Below are 18,800 nucleotides of genomic sequence, written 5' to 3' on the forward strand. Positions count from 1 at the left end.
AAAACAAATCGTGTACCATTTTTATATTTATCTGGAACAATCGAATAGTTTTTTGAGAACATCCGGTACTCCGCTGTGACCGTACGACCAAAGTGGGTCGCTAAACGACGTATTTAGTCTAATTTTCACAACCGCAAGTCATCATGTAGTATGCCCAACCGTGCACTACATAATGAAAATCTGAAAAAGCGCATAAGCTCCGCAGAGTGAGGCAAGCAATGACTGAACACGTTCAAGTCGGTGGCCTGCAGGTCGCCAAAGTCCTGTTCGACTTCGTGAACAACGAAGCCATTCCCGGCACCGGCATTACTGCCGACCAGTTCTGGGCCGGCGCCGACAAGGTCATCCACGACCTGGCACCGAAGAACAAAGCCCTACTCGCCAAACGCGACGATTTCCAAGCGCGAATCGACACCTGGCACCAGACGCATGCCGGCCAGGCCCACGACCCGGCGGCCTACAAAGCCTTCTTGCAAGACATCGGATACCTGCTGCCAGAAGCCGCAGACTTCCAGGCCTCGACCCAAAACGTCGATGACGAAATTGCCCGCATGGCCGGCCCTCAGCTGGTGGTGCCGGTGATGAATGCGCGTTTCGCCCTCAACGCCTCCAACGCGCGTTGGGGCTCGCTGTATGACGCGCTGTATGGCACCGACGCCATCAGCGAAGCCGGCGGCGCCGAGAAGGGCAAGGGTTACAACAAGGTCCGTGGCGACAAGGTCATCGCCTTCGCCCGTGCGTTCCTCGACGAAGCGGCGCCGCTCACGGCGGGCAGCCACGTCGATTCCACCGGCTACAAGATCGTTGATGGCAAGCTGATCGTCAGCCTTAAAGGCGGCAGCAACAGCGGCCTGCGCGACGATGCCCAGTTGATCGGTTTCCAAGGCCCAGCGGCCGAGCCGATTGCAATCCTGCTGAAACACAACGGCCTGCACTTCGAGATCCAGATTGACGCCAGCACCCCGGTCGGCCAGACCGACGCCGCCGGCGTCAAAGACGTGCTGATGGAAGCTGCGCTGACCACCATCATGGACTGCGAAGACTCCGTCGCCGCCGTCGATGCCGACGACAAAGTGGTGATCTACCGCAACTGGCTCGGCCTGATGAAGGGCGACCTGGCCGAAGAAGTGGCCAAGGGCGGCAAGACCTTCACCCGCACCATGAACCCCGACCGCGTCTACACCGGAGTGGACGGCCAGGACGTGACCCTGCACGGCCGTTCGCTGCTGTTCGTGCGCAACGTTGGCCACCTGATGACCATCGATGCGATCCTCGACAAAGACGGCAACGAAGTGCCTGAGGGCATTCTCGACGGCCTGCTCACCAGCCTGGCGGCGATCCATAGCCTCAATGGCAACAGCAGCCGCAAGAACAGCCGCACCGGTTCGGTGTACATCGTCAAACCGAAAATGCACGGCCCCGAAGAAGCGGCGTTCACCAACGAGCTGTTCGGCCGCATCGAAGAAGTGCTGAACCTGCCGCGCAACACCCTCAAAGTCGGGATCATGGACGAGGAGCGCCGTACCACGGTCAACCTCAAGGCCTGCATCAAGGCGGCCAGCGAGCGCGTGGTGTTTATCAACACCGGTTTCCTCGACCGTACCGGCGACGAGATCCACACCTCCATGGAAGCCGGCGCGATGGTGCGCAAAGCGGCCATGAAAGCCGAGAAATGGATCGGCGCCTACGAAAACTGGAACGTTGATATCGGCCTGAGCACCGGCCTGCAAGGGCGTGCGCAGATCGGTAAAGGCATGTGGGCGATGCCCGACCTGATGGCGGCGATGCTCGAACAGAAAATCGCTCACCCACTGGCTGGCGCCAACACCGCGTGGGTCCCATCGCCGACGGCGGCAGCGCTGCACGCATTGCACTACCACAAGGTCGATGTGTTCGCGCGTCAGGCCGAACTGGCCACGCGCGAGCGTGCGTCGGTGGACGACATCCTGACGATTCCTCTGGCCAGCAACACCGATTGGTCCGACGAAGAAATCCGCAACGAACTGGACAACAACGCCCAGGGCATCCTCGGTTATGTGGTGCGCTGGATCGACCAAGGCGTAGGCTGTTCGAAAGTGCCGGACATCAACGACGTCGGCCTGATGGAAGACCGCGCTACCCTGCGCATCTCCAGCCAGCACATCGCCAACTGGTTGCGCCACGGCATCGTCAACGAAGCCCAGGTGATGGAAAGCCTCAAGCGCATGGCGCCGGTGGTAGACCGTCAGAACGCCGGGGATGCGCTGTATCGCCCGCTGGCACCGGATTTCGACAGCAACATCGCGTTCCAGGCGGCGGTGGAGTTGGTGATTGAAGGGACTAAGCAGCCTAACGGTTACACCGAGCCGGTGTTGCACCGCAGGCGTCGTGAGTTCAAGGCTAAAAACGGCCTGTAAAAGAAAAGGCCCTGATCGCGAGATCAGGGCCTTTTTTACTAAGTTGTGTAGCGATTGGACTGGCGCTTTCGCGAGCACAGCCAAAAAATCAGGAAGCCATGCCCAACTCGCGCTTGACCATCTTCGCCAGCTTCACGCTATCAATCGGCTTGAGCAAAAAGTCCACCACGCTCAAATGCATTGCATCAATCACATCCGGCGCTTCGGCGTCCCCCGACATGATGATGATCGGCAACGCCGCGCGCTCGGAACTGCGCACTTTCTCGATCAATTTAAGCCCGTTGCTGGGCTCCATGCGCAGATCGGTAATCAACAGGCCAATGGAACTGCTGGATTCCAACAAATCCCACGCCGACTCACCACTGTCGGCGGTCATGCAGCGAATGCCGTCCAGGCCCAGGATCTCCGCCAGTAGTTCGCGCGCGTCCTTGTCATCATCAACAATCAACACGCGTTGTGGCGGTAGATCGGGCTCCAGCATCACGGCGCTCAGCGCCTCGCGCTCGGCATCACTCAAAATATCGTGGTCGGACATACGTTTCTCAGCAGTTCTCATCAATCTCGCAGCACACTCGTCAGACATCTGCGGAAGTGCGAACAATGTGCACTTCGTCGGAAAGTTTGCCTAGTGGGCGTTCTACGGGGTTTGGACGATAGTCGTGTAAGGTTTTTCCCTATTCGTGAATGGATTTACCGCTACCTAGACTTACGTCCAATGGGCACCCAGGGCACGGGGGCCGACCATAAAGAACGATAACGACAAGAAACTGCGGTCACTGTTATGAGTAAAGCTGATGCTTTCACGCAGGCGGGAAAAACTGCCGTGTTGCAGAACATCCACGGCACCCTGCAATTCCTGCAACGCTTTCCCCCGTTCAACCAGATGGAAAACGCGCACCTGGCGTTTCTGGTCGAACAGTGCCAATTGCGCTTCTACGGCCAAGGCGACAGCATCCTCACGCCGTCGGGCGGGCCGGTGGAGCACTTTTACATCGTCAAGCAGGGCCGAGTCGTCGGCGAACGCCCGCTGCTGAATCAAGATGCGACCGAAACCACCTTCGAAATCGCCACCGGCGAGTGTTTCCCCCTCGCCGCACTGCTGGGCGAACGCGCCACCCGCACTGAGCACAAAGCCGCCGAAGACACCTTCTGCCTGCAACTGAACAAGCCGGCGTTTATAAAGCTGTTCGCGCTTTCGAGCCCGTTTCGCGACTTTGCCCTGCGCGGCGTCAGCAGCCTGTTAGACCAAGTGAACCAACAGGTGCAGCAAAAAGCCGTGGAAACCCTCGGCACCCAATACTCATTGAACACGCGCCTGGGCGAATTGGCCATGCGCCATCCGGTCACGTGCAGCCCGAACACGCCGCTGCGCGAGGCGGTGACGCTGATGCATGAGCAGCAGGTGGGCAGCATCGTGATCGTCGACGAACACAAGGCGCCTCTGGGGATTTTCACCCTGCGCGACCTGCGCCAAGTGGTGGCCGACGGCACCAGTGACTTCAATCAGGCCATCGCAGGCCATATGACCCAGGCGCCGTTCTATTTGAGCCCGGACCACAGCGCCTTTGACGCCGCCATTGCCATGACCGAGCGGCACATCGCCCATGTGTGCCTGGTGAAATACCAGCGCCTGTGCGGCGTGGTGTCTGAGCGCGACCTGTTTTCCCTGCAGCGGGTGGACCTGGTGCACCTGGCCCGCACCATCCGCAACGCGCCACGGGTGGAACACCTGGTGGCGATTCGCGGTGAAATCGGCCAACTGGTGGAACGCATGCTGGCCCATGGCGCGTCCTCCACCCAGATCACCCACATTATTACCCTGCTCAACGATCACACCGTGTGCCGGGTGATCGAGCTGACGTTGGCCGACAAAGGCGACCCCGGCGTGCCATTCAGTTGGTTATGTTTCGGCAGCGAAGGCCGCCGCGAGCAAACGCTGTTTACCGACCAGGACAACGGCATCCTGTTCGACGCCAAGGACGCCGCCGAAGCCGACGAGATTCGCGGCCGTTTGTTGCCCCTGGCGCAGCAAATCAACCAGAGCCTGGCGTTGTGCGGCTTCAGTTTGTGCAAGGGCAATATCATGGCCGGCAACCCCGAGCTGTGCTTGTCGCGGGCCGAATGGGCGCGGCGCTTCGGGGCATTTATCCGTGAGGCGACGCCGGAGAACCTGCTGGGGTCGAGCATCTATTTCGATTTGCGCGTGGTGTGGGGCGATGAACAGGGTTGCGAGCAATTGCGCCAGGGCATTCTCGATCAGGTCGCGGATAACCGGCTGTTCCAACGCATGCTGGCCGAGAACGCCTTGCGCCAGCGCCCGCCGGTGGGTCGCTTCCGGGACTTTGTGCTGACACGCAAAGGCGGCGAAAAAGCCACCCTCGACCTCAAGGTGCAGGGCCTCACACCCTTTGTGGATGGCGCGCGCCTGCTGGCCCTGGCCAACGGCATCCACGCCAACAACACCCTGGAGCGCCTGCGCCAGTTGGTGGATAAAGAGGTCATTGAGCCCTTGGACGGCGCCGCATACGAAGAGGCCTACCACTTCATCCAGCAAACCCGCATGCAGCAGCACCAGTTACAAACCCGCGAGAACCAGCCGTACTCCAACCGAGTCGACCCCGACAGCCTCAACCACCTGGACCGGCGCATCCTGCGTGAATCCCTGCGCCAGGCCCAGCGCCTGCAAAGCAGCCTGACCTTTCGGTATCAGCTGTGAGCTTGTTCGACTGGCTGCGTACGAAAAAGCCTGGCCTCGACGCGGTCCAACAGCGGCGCCTGGAGCAATTGCCCAAACCCGCAGTGCTGGGCGACAACGCCTTACGCAGCCAGCGTTGGGTAGTGGTCGACCTGGAAACCAGCGGCCTGAACCTCAACCGTGACCAGGTGTTGTCCATCGGCGCCGTAGTGATTGAGGACGGCGCCGTGGATTTCTCGCAAATGTTCGAGCGCACCCTGCACCGAGCCGAAACAAAACTCAGCCCCAGCGTGCTGATCCACGGCCTCGGCCCCAGCGCCATCGCCGCCGGCAGCGACCCGGTCGAGGCGCTGCTGGATTTCCTGGCGTTTGTTGGCGACAGCCCACTGCTGGCTTTCCACGCGCCGTTCGATCAACACATGCTGTGCCGGGCACTCAAGGACAGCCTGGGTTATCGCCTCGCCCATGTTTTTTTGGACGTTGCCGACATCGCCCCGCTCCTCTGCCCCGAAGCGAATATCCGTGAAGCCGGGCTGGACGACTGGATCAGCCACTTCAAGCTGCAGGTGGGTGAGCGCCATCACGCCAGCGCCGATGCCCTGGCCACGGCGGAGTTGATGCTCATCCTGTTTAGTCGTGCGCGCCAGCAGCACATCGACTCCCCGCAAGCGCTTCAGGAACGCTTGAGCCAATGGAAACGGCGTAAACAAGCGCCCGGTTTCTAGCGGGACGCGCAGCGTCCAGTGAGGCATTCCCATGCAGAGCGTGGGAATGATCGCCCGACAGACGCCAATTGCGCCCACTGCCTGCCTCTGACACAATCGCGAATAATTCTCGTTAGTTTAAACCTCTCTTTTATTCGGTGATGCCTTGTCGTCGGTCCAAAACCCACACAGTGAGCTTGTTGGCGCGTTGTACCGCGACCATCGTGGCTGGCTGTTGGCGTGGTTGCGCCGCAACGTGGCCTGCCCGAGCCGCGCCGAAGACCTCAGCCAAGACACCTTCATGCGTCTGCTGGGCCGTGAAGAGCTGCGCGAACCCCGCGAGCCACGCGCGTTTCTGGTGGCGATCGCCAAAGGGTTGTTGTTCGACTACTTCCGGCGCGCAGCCCTCGAACAGGCCTACCTCACCGAATTAATGCTGATCCCGGAAAGCGAACACCCTTCACCGGAAGAACAGCACCTGATCCTCGAAGACCTCAAGGCCATCGACCGCCTGCTCGGCAAGCTGTCGAGTAAGGCCCGCGCCGCCTTCCTCTACAACCGCCTCGATGGCCTGGGCCACGCCGAAATCGCCCAGCGCCTCGGCGTTTCAGTGCCGCGCGTGCGCCAATACCTGGCCCAGGGCATTCGCCAGTGCTACATCGCGCTGTATGGCGAGCCGTTGTGACCGCGATCAGTTCCAAACCGGTCTCGGCCCGTGTGCTGGATGCTGCGATTGCCTGGCAACTGTCCCTCGACTCGGGCGATGGCAGCGTTGTGGAACAGGAAGAATTCGCCAAATGGCTGGCCAGCAATGACGAACATGCACGCGCCTGGCGCCAGTTGGGCATGCTCGACCAGCGTTTCAGCGCGGCCGCAGGCCCGGCGCGGGCGGCGTTGTTGCAGTCACGCGAGGGCATTCGCCAGCGCGTGCGCAAGCTTGGGAGCGGCTTGGCGAGTATCGCGTTGGTGTGCGGCCTGGCGTTGTTTGCCGGCGAGCGTTACGTGCCGATCCACTACTGGCTGGCCGACCAACGCACCGCCACGGGCGAGCAGCGCACGCTGAAACTGACGGACGGCACTCTGATCAACCTCAACACCCACAGCGCCATCGACGTGCGCTTTGATGAAAAACGCCGGCTGATCGTGCTGCAGGAAGGCGAAATCCTTGTCGAAACCGGCCACAACGATGCCCGCCCGTTCTATGTCCAAACCCGCGACGGCAGCCTGCGGGCCCTGGGCACGCGGTTCATCGTAAAACGCGAAGACGACGCCACGCGCTTGAGCGTGCTGCAGTCCGCCGTGGCCGCCCAGCCAGGGGCATTGCACACGGAACAGATTTTCGAACAAGGCCAGCAAGTGCTGATGCGCAGCCACGGCCTCGGCCCTGCGCTTGCCGTCACCCACGCCGCCGACGCCTGGACACGCGGCATGCTGGTGGTCGACAACGCCCGCCTGGGCGATGTGGTCAAGGAACTCAGCCGCTACCGCAGCGGCTATTTGGGTGTGGATAAAAGCGTGGCCGACCTGCGCATCACCGGCAGCTTCCCGCTGCACGACACCACGCTGGCGCTGAATGCGCTGCTGCCGACCTTGCCGGTGCAGATCGAGCAGCACACGCCGTGGTGGACCAAGGTTATCGCAGGGCCAGCGCAAGGTGGGTCCATCAGCCATAACTGAATTAGGGTTATTTCGAAATAGTCCAAAGAACTGTCATATCTCACAGATCCGCACCACCCTCTTTTGCCATCCAATGAGCCTTCGTTTTTTCCAGCATGACGCTGGTAAAAGCGTTCCCTGTTAGGCTAACGAGGATGGTTCCATGTCAACCCAACTAAACATCTCACGTCAGAGCTACGTCTTCGCGTTTCCCGGCCAAGGCAGCGATCCTTGTGGTGCGCTGACCGAGTTGTATCAATGCGTTCCTGAAACCAGGCACCGAATTGACACCCTTCTGGCAATTATCGAAAACGAGGCTGCGCAGTACGAACCCGAGCCAAAACCTGGGCTTGTAACGCAAGTACTGCTGACCCGGGATCACAGGCTCCCTCTGCCTTCCGGCATCGCGCAGTTGGCGCTGTATGGCGCGGCCGTGGTGCTCAATCAGTTGCTTGAGGATGCAGGTGTTCGTCCGACGTTGATCCTGGCGCAAAGCTTCGGCGAAATTGCGGCCAGGGTCTGTGCCGGAGTGCTCGACATTGCCCAGGGCGCCCGCGCGGTCTGTGCTCTCAACGACGCCTACCGCGCCGAAGAGGGACGAGGCACCATGCTGCTGATCAACCTTTCAGCGCAGGCCACTCAAGCACTGCTGGACCGTTTCCCCGCGTCGAACCTGGTGCTGGGCTCCGTCAACGCGCCGGCACAATGCATCATCAGCGGCGAGACGGCAGACCTTGAACACCTGCTTGCCCACCATGACGACAGCGCGCATCCTTTGCGGCCGGTCGCGATCGCCTACGCCTCACACTACCCCCATCACCAGGAAGTTGCCCGGCGCCTCCTCGAGAACCTACAACCGCTGACAGCCAAACCCTTCAACACACCGATCTACTCAACCGTGCTGGGACGTCGCTATGAGGCCACGGACGACCTGCATGAAATGTTTACCCGGGGCGTCACGCAACCGACCAACCTGCCCCACACACTGGCGCAACTGCCGACCGACGAACACACCGTGTTTATCGACCTCGGGGTGAACAGCGGCATGTCGATGTGCATACGCAAGAGCTTGCCACCTGCACAGACGTACGCACCGCTTGCAGAACCCATCGAAACCCTGCACCACTTGTTGCTCAAAGCGCCGACTGAACAGGCCGCGGTCGCGGCTTTGCGTGAGTTGGCCAATGGCCCCGTCGACGCTCAGGCACACGCGCAAATGGCCAGGATTTTCAGCGACCGGCAGCTCCATCCCCGCGCCAACCAGAGCTTCCACGACGGGCATCGACAGACCTACCAGCGCTTGCAACATTTGATGCGCCAGCTGCCCGAAGGCATTCACGCGTTCAAACAACCGCAACTGTTGATGGCCGTGGCCAGCCATGCGGCGATTAGTGACCCCTCGTTGTTCATGGGATGCGTGATTCAGCAGGGGCTATGCATCGGCACACTCCTGGCGTTCGAGCAGGATCACCCTCATGCGGCAACGTGGCGCCGCGAACTGGAGGCTGGCGAAACCCTGGGGGTTTACGCACTGACCGAGATAGGGCACAGCAACTCCCATATGGGCGCGTGTGTCGAGGCAACCTTCGACGCCGACACGCGTACCTTTGTGCTGAATACGCCAAACAAGGCGGCCTTGAAATTCGCCAACGTGGGTATCAATAACCTGAACAAGGTCGGCGTGGTGTTTGCCCAAGTCATCGTGCAAGGCCAGCACTGTGGCGTATTCGCTTTTGTGCTGCCAATGAGTGATGCCCAGGGCCCGCGCCCGGGTATTTCAATGTCGTCACCGACAGAAATTCGTGCAGTGCCACTGGATTACGGCCTGGCAAGCTTTGATCACGTGCGTCTGCCCTTCGATGCGTGGCTTCGCGATGGCGCCTCGATCAGCGCATCCAACCAGTTCCACGACCCGCTGGGCAGCACCGACCGACGCCTGATTCGCTCACTGTTCGCGCCCAAAAATGTATGGGCAATGGTCGGTGTCGGCTTGAGCTCGGTGATGCTGGCTTGTTCCACCCTGGCCCTGACCCATGCCAACCGCCGCACCACGCAGGCGCGCATCGGCAACGGCACCAGCCTGCTGGCGTTTCGCACTCAACGCCGCGCGCTGTTCGGTTGCCTGGCCACCGCGTATGTCATGAAATGCTTTGCCAATGACTCCGCGCGCCTGTGGATTGAAGGCACGGCCAGTCAGGCGTCGCTGCAAGCTACCGGCACAGGCGATGTGACGTGGACACCGTGGGCCGCCATCAGCCAGACCCTGGCGCTGACCAAAGCGCTCTGCGCCCCCGCCGCCGAAGCACTGGCGACAGAATGCCGCTTGCGCTGCGGGGTGGCCGGTGCGCTTAACCTCAATCGCTTCGCCGACTACGAAGGCATGGCCAAGATCTATCAGGATGCCGGTGGCAATAACCGCATGATCCTGCTGGACGCGGCCAAGGTCTTGATCGGCCAGCCCTTGAGCGAACCCACCCCGCCAGACCCACAAGGCAAGCTGGATGATGCCGAGTATTGGCTGGCCATGGCTCACACCTTGGAGTACCGCTTGCTCAAGCAGGTTGCCGACCATGTTGCCCAGCACCGTGGCGAGGGAGAAGACGACATGCAGATCTGGAACTCGCAATTGATGATCGTTGCCCGCGCGGGTGAGGCCTATGCCCACCGCCTGGCCATCGAGAGCGCAGTCCGGGCCGGCGACTCACTGGCCCAAGGGCTGGCCAAGGAACTGGCAAGCGCGCTGTGCGGCCTTTACGTGTTGGAGTACCTGAACAAACACGCGGCCTGGTTCATCAGCGAAGGCCTCATGGACATTGCCCGCTACCGCGCGCTTGAGCAACGGCTTGATACGTTGAGCGATTTCCTGACCACACACGTCGAGCTGCTGATCGAAACCTTCGGCCATGGCGAAGCCACGCGCGCTGCGATCTCCAATGTCGACGATTACCCTGAAGCACTGGCCGACAAACTGCAGTGGGCCGTCGGCTGAGAACCCCCGCTATCCTGAGCCCTGAGGGCCATGCAGTTCGAACAGTTGTGAGCATTCACAGATTTATTTTCGCTTGGCCCTATCACTTTTTGATTCTCGCTCGGCACCTAGGCAATTGAGAAATGTTTCCATTCAGGAGCCGTCCTATGTCCCGCACGCTAGACACCTTGTTGCGCCCCAGCCTGTTGGCCGTGGCCATTGCCCTTAGCGCCCCGCTGGCCAGCACCGCGCTGATCGCCGCCGAACAGGCTTCCAGCGTGCGCGCGTACAACCTGCCGGCGGCCCCATTGGCCAGCACCCTGAACCAGATCGCCAGCCAAGCCGGTCTTGCGTTGACGCTTAATCCTTCGCTGGCATCGGGCAAGACCTCGGCACCGGTCAAGGGCCCATTCGATGCGCAAGGCGCGTTGCGGGAAGCGTTGCGGGGGACTGGGTTGCAGTTGGAGCAAAGCAGCGCGGGGACTTATTCCCTGGTTGCGATTCCTGACGGGGTGGTTGCATTGGCCGAGACCAGCATCATTGCTCAAGGCAACACTGAAAGTGCATGGGGGCCGGTGACTGGCTATCTGGCGACACGCACCGCAGCGGGCACCAAGACCGATACAGCACTGGTTGAAGCGCCGCGCTCGATCTCCGTCGCCACCCGCCAGCAGATGCAGGACCGCAACGTCCAGAACCTCGATGACGCGGTTAAATATATGCCCGGCATCGTATCTTCCAGCTACGGCAGCGACACCCGTTACGACTGGATGCGCGTGCGCGGTTTCGAACCCACGCAGTTCCTTGACGGCCTGCCACTGCCACGCGGTGTGTATGCCAACCCAAAAGCCGAAACCTGGAACCTCGATCGTCTCGCCCTGCTGCGCGGCCCGGCTTCGTCGGTCTACGGTCAGACGCCACCGGGCGGCCTGCTGGACATGGTCAGCCGCCGCCCCAACGAGGAATCGAGCCATGCTATCCAGCTGCAATACGGCAGTGACAACTACCGCCAGATCAACTTTGCCAGCACCGGCAAAATCGATGATGAAGGCCAGTTCCTGTATGGCATCAGCGGCGTAGTGCGCGATGCCGACACCCAGGTCGATCACATCGACAACAAGCGCTATAACATCGCGCCGAGCCTGACCTGGAATATTGATACCGACACCAAGCTGACTTTCCTGTCGCAGTTCACCCGTGACGATACGGGTGCCACCAGTCAGTTCTTGCCGATTGTGGGTACCAAAATCGACTCTGCGCTGGGCAAAGTCTCGCACCACAAAAACCTGGGCGACCCGGATTACGAGTTCTACGACCGCACCTACTACGCGCTGGGCTATGCCTTCGAGCATCGTTTCAACGATACCTGGCAGTTCAAGCAGAACCTGCGCTATACCAAGTCCGAGCTGTCATTCCAGCAACTGACCGTGGGCGCCTTCGGCTATTATCCGGTTGATGCAGCGGGCAATATCGACCGCACCTCGACCAACGTGGACGAGAACATCGGCCAATTCGCGGTCGACAACAATTTCCAAGCCGACTTCTCGACCGGTGATGTCACCCATACTCTGCTACTGGGCCTGGACCACCAGCGCACCGACACTTCTTACCTGTCGATCTATGGTGGCGCTGGGCGCGTCAACATCTTCAACCCCGTCAACACAACACCGGTAGTGCGTCCGGCACGCGCCGATGCTTACTACGACTATAACCAGAAGACGATACAGACCGGCCTCTATGTGCAAGACCAGATGGCTTTGGACAAATGGCGCCTGACCCTCGGCGGGCGTGAAGACTGGGTGCATCAAGGCACGACCTACTTCAACAAGAACGACGCGACCAATACCGACCGCAGCAAAAACTTCAGTGGCAACGCGGCACTGAGCTACGTGTTCGACTCGGGCTTTGTGCCATACCTGTCCTACGCCGAATCTTTCCAGCCCGCCAGCAATGCCAGTGTTGACCCGCTCAAGTCGTACAAGCCCACCGAAGGCAAGCAATGGGAACTGGGGATCAAATACCAGCCGCCCGGCTCAAACACTTTGCTGAGTGCGGCGGTGTATGACCTGACTCAGAAAAACGTGCTTGTCTCTAGCACCGGCGCAGGCGGCCAGTCTGTCACCGACCAAACCGGCGAAGTGAAAGTCAAAGGACTGGAGCTGGAAGCCGTATCCGACGTCACCGAAAACCTCAAAGTGATCGCCGCGTACACGCTGGCAAAATCCGAAGTGCAAAAAGGCAGCTTCAAGGGCAACCGCCTGCAGTTGATGCCAAACCAGCAAGCCTCCCTGTGGACCGACTACACCTGGCACAACGGTGTACTCGATGGTTTCGGCATCGGCTTTGGTGCCCGCTACACCGGCAACACCTATGGCGACCAGGCCAACACATGGCTGGGTAAAGCAAATGCCTACACCGTGTTCGACGGTGCCGTGCATTACGATCTGGGCAGCCTCGACAGCAGCCTCAAAGGTGCCTCGTTGAAACTCAACGCCACTAACCTGTTCAACAAGGACTACATTTCCACCTGTGATGCTTCCTACTGCTACTTCGGCGACCAACGCAGCGTAGTCGCCAGCGCCACCTACCAGTGGTAATCGGCTGAGTTAATAACCAGGCCGTCCTTCGGGGCGGCTTTGGTGTGTCTGAAGGTTCGAAAATGAAAAGCAAAACCATCCGCCACTGGTCCTTCATCCACACCTGGACCAGCCTGATCTGCACGGCGTTCCTGCTGCTGCTCGCCCTCACCGGCCTGCCGTTGGTGTTTCATCACGAGATCGATCACCTGCTGGGCAACGAGCCCGAACTCCAGCAGATGCCTGCCAACACCCCACAGCTGAACCTTGAGCAACTGGTGGCCAAAGCCCAGGCGCATCGCCCGGGTGAGGCGATGCAATACCTGGCGTGGGACGAGGACGACAAGAACGGCGTGATCGCGATCATGGCCGCGACGGCCGGCACCGAACCCAACGCGTCCCACACCTTCATGCTCGATGCGCGCACTGGCGAAGCCGTGGAAACGCCGGCGGCCAATGGCGGGCTGACGCTGTTCCTGCTGCGCCTGCATGTGGACATGTTTGCCGGCCTGCCGGGCAAGTTGCTGTTGGCGTTCATGGGCCTTCTGTTTGTGGTGGCGATTGTTTCCGGCACGGTGCTGTACCTGCCGTTCATGCGCCGCGTGAAGTTCGCCACTGTGCGCCAGGACAAATCCACTCGCCTGCGCTGGCTTGACCTGCACAACCTGATCGGCGTGGTCACACTGACCTGGGCGCTGGTGGTGGGCGTGACCGGCGTAATCAGTGCCTGCGCCGACCTGATCATCGCCGCGTGGCGCCAGGACAGCCTCAGCGCCATGATCGAACCGTACAAAAACGCGCCGCCGCTGACCTTGCGTGCACCGGCTACCGAGCTGCTGAGCATCGCCGCCAAGGCCGCGCCCGGCATGCAGCCAGACTTTATCGCCTTCCCCGGCACGCGCTTTTCCAGTGAGCACCATTACGCGGTGTTCATGAAGGGCAGCACGCACCTGACCTCGCACTTGCTCACGCCGGTGCTGATCGACGCCAGCACCCTGGCCGTCACCGCTATCGCCGAGCGGCCGTGGTACATGGACGCCATGGGCATGTCCCAGCCGTTGCACTTCGGTGACTACGGCGGCATGCCGATGAAGATCCTCTGGGCGCTGTTGGATGTGCTGACCATCATCATGCTGGGCAGCGGCGTGTACCTGTGGATCGTGCGGCGCAAGGCGGCCCAGGTATGAAGCCGCGCCAGTCGAATTTCTGGAAGGTGTTTGGCATACCGCTGGGGATTGGCGTGCTCAGCGCGGCCGGGTTGTTTGCCGCGTTGCTGGGGGATGGGCTGTGGGATTCGCTCAGTTGGGTGGGGTTGGGGGTTCCTGCTGTCATTGGTGTTTGGGCGTTATTTAAGCGGCGCGGCTGAGGGCGCTATCGCAGGCAAGCCAGCTCCCACCTTGAAATGCATTCCCCTTGTGGGAGCTGGCTTGCCTGCGATGAGACCGCCAAAAACACCCACCCACCACTCGCCAGCCACCGAGCAACCCACTAGGCTAGCCACTGCCCATTTCGAGGAATGCCCATGTCCGCGCCCAGCATGACCTTGTTTCACAACCCGGCCTCACCCTTTGTTCGCAAAGTCCGCGTGCTGCTGATCGAGACCGGCCAGCAGGACCGTGTGGCGCTGCACGGCTGCATGCCGACGCCGGTCAACCCGGATGCGCAGCTGGCTCGCGAAAACCCCGTGGGCAAGATCCCGGCCCTGCGCCTGGCCGACGGTTCGGTGCTGCACGACAGCCGGGTGATCCTCGACTACCTGGACCACCAGCATGTCGGCAACCCGCTGATACCGCGCGACGGTTCCGCCCGGTGGCGCCGCCTGACCCTAGCCTCGATGGCCGACGGCATCATGGATGCCGCCGTGCTGGTGCGTTACGAAACCGCCATGCGCCCGGCAGAAAAGCACTGGGCCCAATGGCTCGATGAGCAGCGCAACAAAATCCGCCGCGCCGTCGCCGAGTTGGAGAAAGAGGCGATTGCCGAGCTGGCCAGCCGCTTCGACATCGCCTCCATCAGCGTGGCCTGCGCGCTGGGTTACCTGGACTTCCGCCACCCTGACCTGCAATGGCGCACGGCTAACCCCAAGCTTGCCGATTGGTACGCCGAGGTCAGCCAGCGGCCGTCGATGTTTGAGACCCAGCCGCCGGTCTAGCCTGCCTTGAGGCAAGCCCGCTACCTGTGGCAAGCGGGCTCGCCACAGGGAGCCCATTTACCACAAAAAACAGCGCGTTAATTTTGCCTATCAGCTGCGCCCTCACCTGCTGATCTTCGCGCAACCCGATCATTGCACCTCCTCCAGATCAAACTGCACCTTGCGCTTGCCCACGCCATACCAATCCAGCTTGCGCGTCAGCACCATCACCGTGCCCAGCAGGCCGAACAGCAACAGCGAGCCCATCAGCAGCGCGTAATCCTCGGCGCTCAACAGCCCGTACAACAAGCCATACAACGCCGCCAACCCTGCCGAAAAGCCCAGGCCATGGGCGATGCTGCGCAGCACATGGCACACGTAAAACCCAATCAACAACACACAGGCACTCGCCGACAACAGGTACGCCAGGCCAAAGCCAATGTGCTCGGACAACGACAACAACAGCAGGTAAAAGAACGCCAAGGCAAAGCCCACCAACGCGTATTGAATCGGGTGCACCGCCAGGTTCTTGAGCACCTCGAACAGAAAGAAGCCGGCGAACGTCAGGGCGATAAACAGCAGCGCATATTTGATCGCGCGGTCGCTCTTGAGGTACTGGTCCACCGGGTCGATAAAGCGCACGCCGAAGCTGCGGCTGTTGAAGTCGTCACACACCTTGTCCCACTCGCAGCCGCGCAGGGTTTCTTCCAGGTTGGTGGCGAAGAACGTGGTCTGCCAATGGGCGCTAAAGCCTTGAGCCGTGACCTCACGCTGAGCTGGCAAAAAGTTGCCGACAAAGCTTGGGTGCGGCCAGTTCGACGCCAGTTTCACCTGGCTGGTCTTGCCCACCGGCACCACTTGCATCTGCTCGGTGCCTTGCAGGCGCAGGTCAAAGGCGAAGTCAAACGGGGCTGGTTTTCTGCTGTCTTGCTCGGGCAGCATCACGTGCACGCCCTCGCCCAGCCAGGCCACTTGAGAGCCGGGCGCAAACTCCAGGCGTTGGCTGCCGAGTTCCAGCTTCAGCGCATTTTCGATGCCGCGAATGTCACTGATACCCACCGCCAAATACGCCGGCTCAAAACGATAATCGGCAAAGTTTTCCGTGATGCCCAACTGCGCAGGCAGCTCAAAACGCCCACTGATGCGGTTGTCTGCATGGAACAGCCGCGCCTGGTAAATGCCCCGCGAGCGCAGCTCGGTTTGCACCTTGCCGTCGAGTTCAAACTGCTCCGGCAAGAAATACAGACGACCGCGCACTTCACTGACTTGCTCGTAGCGTTCGTTGAGCTTTTCATTGAGCTTCCACTCACGGACGGTCTTGCGATAGGGCACTACCATCACCGGGCCAGTGAGGCGCTGGCTGTAGCTTGAGCTGCGGGCGATGTCCATCAATACGCCATCGCGCATCTGCTGGCGGTCGCTGATGATGCCGTTGATCATCAGCAACGGAATCAGCAACAGCAGGATCAGCAGCGCAATCGCGCCAAGTTTGAAAAGCAAGCTGCGGTTCATGGGTCTCTCCCTGTTTTGATGGGCAGAGCGTGAACCGCGCGTATGGGAGATTTATGTGGGCAATGTGGAGACTGTGTGGAGATGCAGCACCACTTGCACGCCGCCTTGCACATTGCCGATCTGCAGGGCGCCGCCGTGCAGTTTCACCACTTCTTCGACAAAGTTGAGGCCAAGGCCGGTGCTTTTGCGCCCGCTGGTCGGGCGTGGCAGGGAGTAAAAACGCTCACTCAGGCGCGGCAAGGCGTAGTCGGGAATCGGCGCGGCCTGGTTGAACAGGCTCACCTGCACGTCGTTGTGCTGGGTGTGCGCACTGAACCTCAACGTGCCACCGGGTGGCGTGAAGTCCAGGGCGTTATCCAGCAGATTGCCCAAGGCCTGGCGCAGCAGGAAAGGCTCGCCGAACACTTTCACATCCGCGGTAATCGCCTGTTCGATGTGTAAACCGGCGCCTTCGATTCGCGCGCATTGGGCCTTGAGCACCTCGTCGACCAAGGCGGCCAACGGCATGCTGATTTGTTCTTCCAACCCCTGGCGCTGTTCCACTTGGGCCAGGTTTAGCAGGCGCTCGATCAACTGCTGCAAGCGCGCACTTTCACTGTCGATATTGCCGACGAAACGCTGCTGCTGCTCGCGGGTCATGTCACCCTGCAACAACTCCGCCGCGCCACGAATCGCCGCCAGCGGGCTTTTCAATTCGTGGGTCAGGGTGTGCACGTAATGCTCGACGTAGGCCTTGCCTTCCAGCTGCGTGCGCATGTGCTCCACAGCGGTGGACAGTTGCTTGAGCTCGCCGCCACGATAATGCGGCAACTCGGCACGCCGGCCTTCGCTAACGGCCTGCGCATACGCCGTGAGCCGGTGCAGCGCACCGCTCAGCCACCAGGACAACAGCGCGCCGAGCAGCAGGCCGAGAATCACCAACCCTGCGCCGTACCACAGCAGGCGATGCTCGGTGCGGTCGACATAGGGCTGCAACGAGCTGTTGGGCTTGGCCACAGTGACTACGCCGATGATCTGGCCGTTGTCGCGGATCGGCGCGCCCACGTGCATCACCGACGAGTTGGGGTCATCCAGTTCGCTTTTGGTCGAACGGGCGCCGTACTCACCGCGCAGGGTCAGGTACACGTCGTTCCACTTGGAGTAGTCCTGGCCCACCGCTTCGCCCGTCGAGTCGAGCAACACGATGCCCTTGGCGTCGGTCACGTAGATACGGTGGTTGACCTGGTTTTTCGGCAGGCCCCAGATGGTCGCGCCCGGTTGGCGGTTGCCATAGGCCTTGAGCAACTCTGGCCAGTGGCTCTGGCCAAGGGTGCCGTTCTTGACGTCCAGCCGCAGGATTTCAGCCAGCAGGTTGGCGGTATCCACCAGGGTTTCTTCGGTGGACTGGCGCACGCCGGGGCGGATTTCCTTCATCACCGTGTTGAGCACGAAGTAGCCGGTCAGGCCGATAAACAGCGCGTACACCAGGAAAATCCGCAGCCCCAGGCGCATCAGCTGTGGCTCGGGCTATAGCTGTAGCCCAGGCCACGATGGGTCTGGATCGGCTCGGCATCGGCGGCCACGCTACGCAGTTTGCTGCGCAGGCTTTTGATATGGCTGTCGATATTGCGCTCGTAGCCAGCGTCGGCGGGCACGCCCACCGCATCGAGCAATTGCTCGCGGCTGAATACGCGCTCGGGTTGCTCGAGCAGGCTTTGCAACAGACGGAACTCATGACGGGTCAGGCTCAAAGGCTGGCCGCGATAATGGATCTGCATGCGCTCCAGGTCCACCTGAAACACGCTGGGCGCAACACCTGGGCCGACGCGCTTAAGGATCGCCCTGACCCGCGCCGCCACTTCCCGTGGGCTGAACGGTTTGACCACGTAATCGTCGGCGCCGATCTCCAGGCCCACCACCCGGTCAATCTCAGCATCCCGCGCACTGAGGAACATCACCGGCACTTCGCTGAAACGGCGCAATTGCTTGCAGGTTTCAAAGCCGCTGATGTCGGGCAGGCCGATGTCGAGAATGATCAGGTCCGCCGGCGTCTGGCGTTGGTGGGCCAGCGCCTCCTGGCCGAGGCTCAGCCAGGTGGTGGTAAAGCCTTCGCCTTGCAGGGCGAAAATCAGCGTGTCGGCTATCGCCGCTTCGTCTTCGACAATCAGGATATGCGGCATGTG

At 60.9% G+C, this 18,800-nt stretch carries 14 protein-coding genes; 10 read left to right on the forward strand and 4 right to left on the reverse strand.

Annotated elements, in window-relative coordinates; all coding sequences use genetic code 11:
* Positions 1-218 precede the first annotated feature (218 nt).
* A complete protein-coding gene (locus K0P33_RS29560; protein WP_242153067.1) occupies positions 219-2,396 on the forward strand; it encodes a malate synthase G in 2,178 nt (725 codons plus the stop codon).
* 88 nt (positions 2,397-2,484) lie between these two features.
* On the opposite strand, the gene K0P33_RS29565 is transcribed toward K0P33_RS29560, so the two are convergent.
* On the reverse strand, positions 2,485-2,931 hold the full coding sequence (locus K0P33_RS29565) for a response regulator (RefSeq protein WP_094949489.1): 447 nt from the start codon (positions 2,929-2,931) through the stop codon (positions 2,485-2,487).
* A 246-nt stretch (positions 2,932-3,177) separates the two neighbouring features.
* On the opposite strand from K0P33_RS29565, the gene K0P33_RS29570 reads away from it, so the two are divergent.
* The 9 genes from K0P33_RS29570 to K0P33_RS29610 all read left to right on the forward strand — a co-directional run bounded on the left by K0P33_RS29570 (position 3,178) and on the right by K0P33_RS29610 (position 15,147).
* Entirely contained in the window at positions 3,178-5,112 is a 1,935-nt protein-coding gene (locus K0P33_RS29570) for a putative nucleotidyltransferase substrate binding domain-containing protein (RefSeq protein WP_094949490.1), read from the forward strand.
* Positions 5,109-5,816: a 3'-5' exonuclease gene (locus K0P33_RS29575; RefSeq protein ID WP_094949491.1), complete on the forward strand. Its 708-nt coding sequence runs from the start codon at positions 5,109-5,111 to the stop codon at positions 5,814-5,816. The genes K0P33_RS29570 and K0P33_RS29575 overlap by 4 nt, the downstream gene beginning before the upstream one ends.
* 145 nt (positions 5,817-5,961) lie before the next feature.
* On the forward strand, positions 5,962-6,480 hold the full coding sequence (locus K0P33_RS29580; protein ID WP_094949492.1) for an RNA polymerase sigma factor: 519 nt from the start codon (positions 5,962-5,964) through the stop codon (positions 6,478-6,480).
* Entirely contained in the window at positions 6,477-7,472 is a 996-nt protein-coding gene (locus K0P33_RS29585; protein WP_242153070.1) for a FecR family protein, read from the forward strand. Before K0P33_RS29580 ends, K0P33_RS29585 begins: the two co-directional genes overlap by 4 nt.
* A gap of 142 nt (positions 7,473-7,614) precedes the next feature.
* On the forward strand, positions 7,615-10,440 hold the full coding sequence (locus tag K0P33_RS29590) for an acyltransferase domain-containing protein (RefSeq protein ID WP_242153074.1): 2,826 nt from the start codon (positions 7,615-7,617) through the stop codon (positions 10,438-10,440).
* Positions 10,441-10,586: 146 nt separating this feature from the next.
* Positions 10,587-13,016 (forward strand): TonB-dependent siderophore receptor, encoded by a 2,430-nt coding sequence (locus K0P33_RS29595; protein WP_242153077.1) that lies wholly within the window; start codon positions 10,587-10,589, stop codon positions 13,014-13,016.
* Positions 13,017-13,078: 62 nt separating this feature from the next.
* The gene (locus tag K0P33_RS29600) at positions 13,079-14,182 is read left to right on the forward strand and encodes a PepSY-associated TM helix domain-containing protein (protein ID WP_242153081.1); all 1,104 of its coding nucleotides are present in this window, start codon (positions 13,079-13,081) and stop codon (positions 14,180-14,182) included.
* Complete coding sequence (locus K0P33_RS29605) at positions 14,179-14,361, forward strand: hypothetical protein (RefSeq protein ID WP_094949497.1); 183 nt, start codon at positions 14,179-14,181, stop codon at positions 14,359-14,361. The genes K0P33_RS29600 and K0P33_RS29605 overlap by 4 nt, the downstream gene beginning before the upstream one ends.
* Before the next feature lie 156 nt (positions 14,362-14,517).
* Positions 14,518-15,147, forward strand: coding sequence for a glutathione S-transferase (locus K0P33_RS29610; RefSeq protein ID WP_094949498.1), 630 nt, complete (start codon positions 14,518-14,520; stop codon positions 15,145-15,147).
* Between the two features lie 129 nt (positions 15,148-15,276).
* On the opposite strand, the gene creD is transcribed toward K0P33_RS29610, so the two are convergent.
* The 3 genes from creD to creB are packed head-to-tail and all read right to left on the reverse strand — an operon-like array spanning position 15,277 to position 18,797.
* Positions 15,277-16,638, reverse strand: coding sequence for a cell envelope integrity protein CreD (creD, locus tag K0P33_RS29615; RefSeq protein WP_242153084.1), 1,362 nt, complete (start codon positions 16,636-16,638; stop codon positions 15,277-15,279).
* 51 nt (positions 16,639-16,689) lie between these two features.
* The gene (creC, locus tag K0P33_RS29620) at positions 16,690-18,129 is read right to left on the reverse strand and encodes a two-component system sensor histidine kinase CreC (RefSeq protein ID WP_242153087.1); all 1,440 of its coding nucleotides are present in this window, start codon (positions 18,127-18,129) and stop codon (positions 16,690-16,692) included.
* Positions 18,129-18,797, reverse strand: a complete 669-nt coding sequence (gene creB / locus K0P33_RS29625) for a two-component system response regulator CreB (protein ID WP_094949501.1) — start codon at positions 18,795-18,797, stop codon at positions 18,129-18,131. Before creB ends, creC begins: the two co-directional genes overlap by 1 nt.
* Between the last annotated feature and the right edge of the window lie 3 nt (positions 18,798-18,800).

Origin of the sequence: Pseudomonas sp. ArH3a (assembly GCF_022648765.1) — a bacterium.
GTDB lineage: Bacteria > Pseudomonadota > Gammaproteobacteria > Pseudomonadales > Pseudomonadaceae > Aquipseudomonas.

What these genes read in the sequence shown, in the direction of transcription:
- K0P33_RS29560 (WP_242153067.1), top strand. Translation starts at nt 219, where the DNA reads ATGACTGAACACGTTCAAGTCGGTGGCCTGCAGGTCGCCAAAGTCCTG.
- K0P33_RS29600 (WP_242153081.1), top strand. Translation starts at nt 13,079, where the DNA reads ATGAAAAGCAAAACCATCCGCCACTGGTCCTTCATCCACACCTGGACC.
- K0P33_RS29605 (WP_094949497.1), top strand. Translation starts at nt 14,179, where the DNA reads ATGAAGCCGCGCCAGTCGAATTTCTGGAAGGTGTTTGGCATACCGCTG.
- creB (WP_094949501.1), bottom strand. Translation starts at nt 18,797, where the DNA reads ATGCCGCATATCCTGATTGTCGAAGACGAAGCGGCGATAGCCGACACG.
- K0P33_RS29595 (WP_242153077.1), top strand. Translation starts at nt 10,587, where the DNA reads ATGTCCCGCACGCTAGACACCTTGTTGCGCCCCAGCCTGTTGGCCGTG.
- K0P33_RS29610 (WP_094949498.1), top strand. Translation starts at nt 14,518, where the DNA reads ATGTCCGCGCCCAGCATGACCTTGTTTCACAACCCGGCCTCACCCTTT.
- K0P33_RS29590 (WP_242153074.1), top strand. Translation starts at nt 7,615, where the DNA reads ATGTCAACCCAACTAAACATCTCACGTCAGAGCTACGTCTTCGCGTTT.
- creD (WP_242153084.1), bottom strand. Translation starts at nt 16,638, where the DNA reads ATGAACCGCAGCTTGCTTTTCAAACTTGGCGCGATTGCGCTGCTGATC.
- K0P33_RS29565 (WP_094949489.1), bottom strand. Translation starts at nt 2,931, where the DNA reads ATGTCCGACCACGATATTTTGAGTGATGCCGAGCGCGAGGCGCTGAGC.
- K0P33_RS29570 (WP_094949490.1), top strand. Translation starts at nt 3,178, where the DNA reads ATGAGTAAAGCTGATGCTTTCACGCAGGCGGGAAAAACTGCCGTGTTG.
- creC (WP_242153087.1), bottom strand. Translation starts at nt 18,129, where the DNA reads ATGCGCCTGGGGCTGCGGATTTTCCTGGTGTACGCGCTGTTTATCGGC.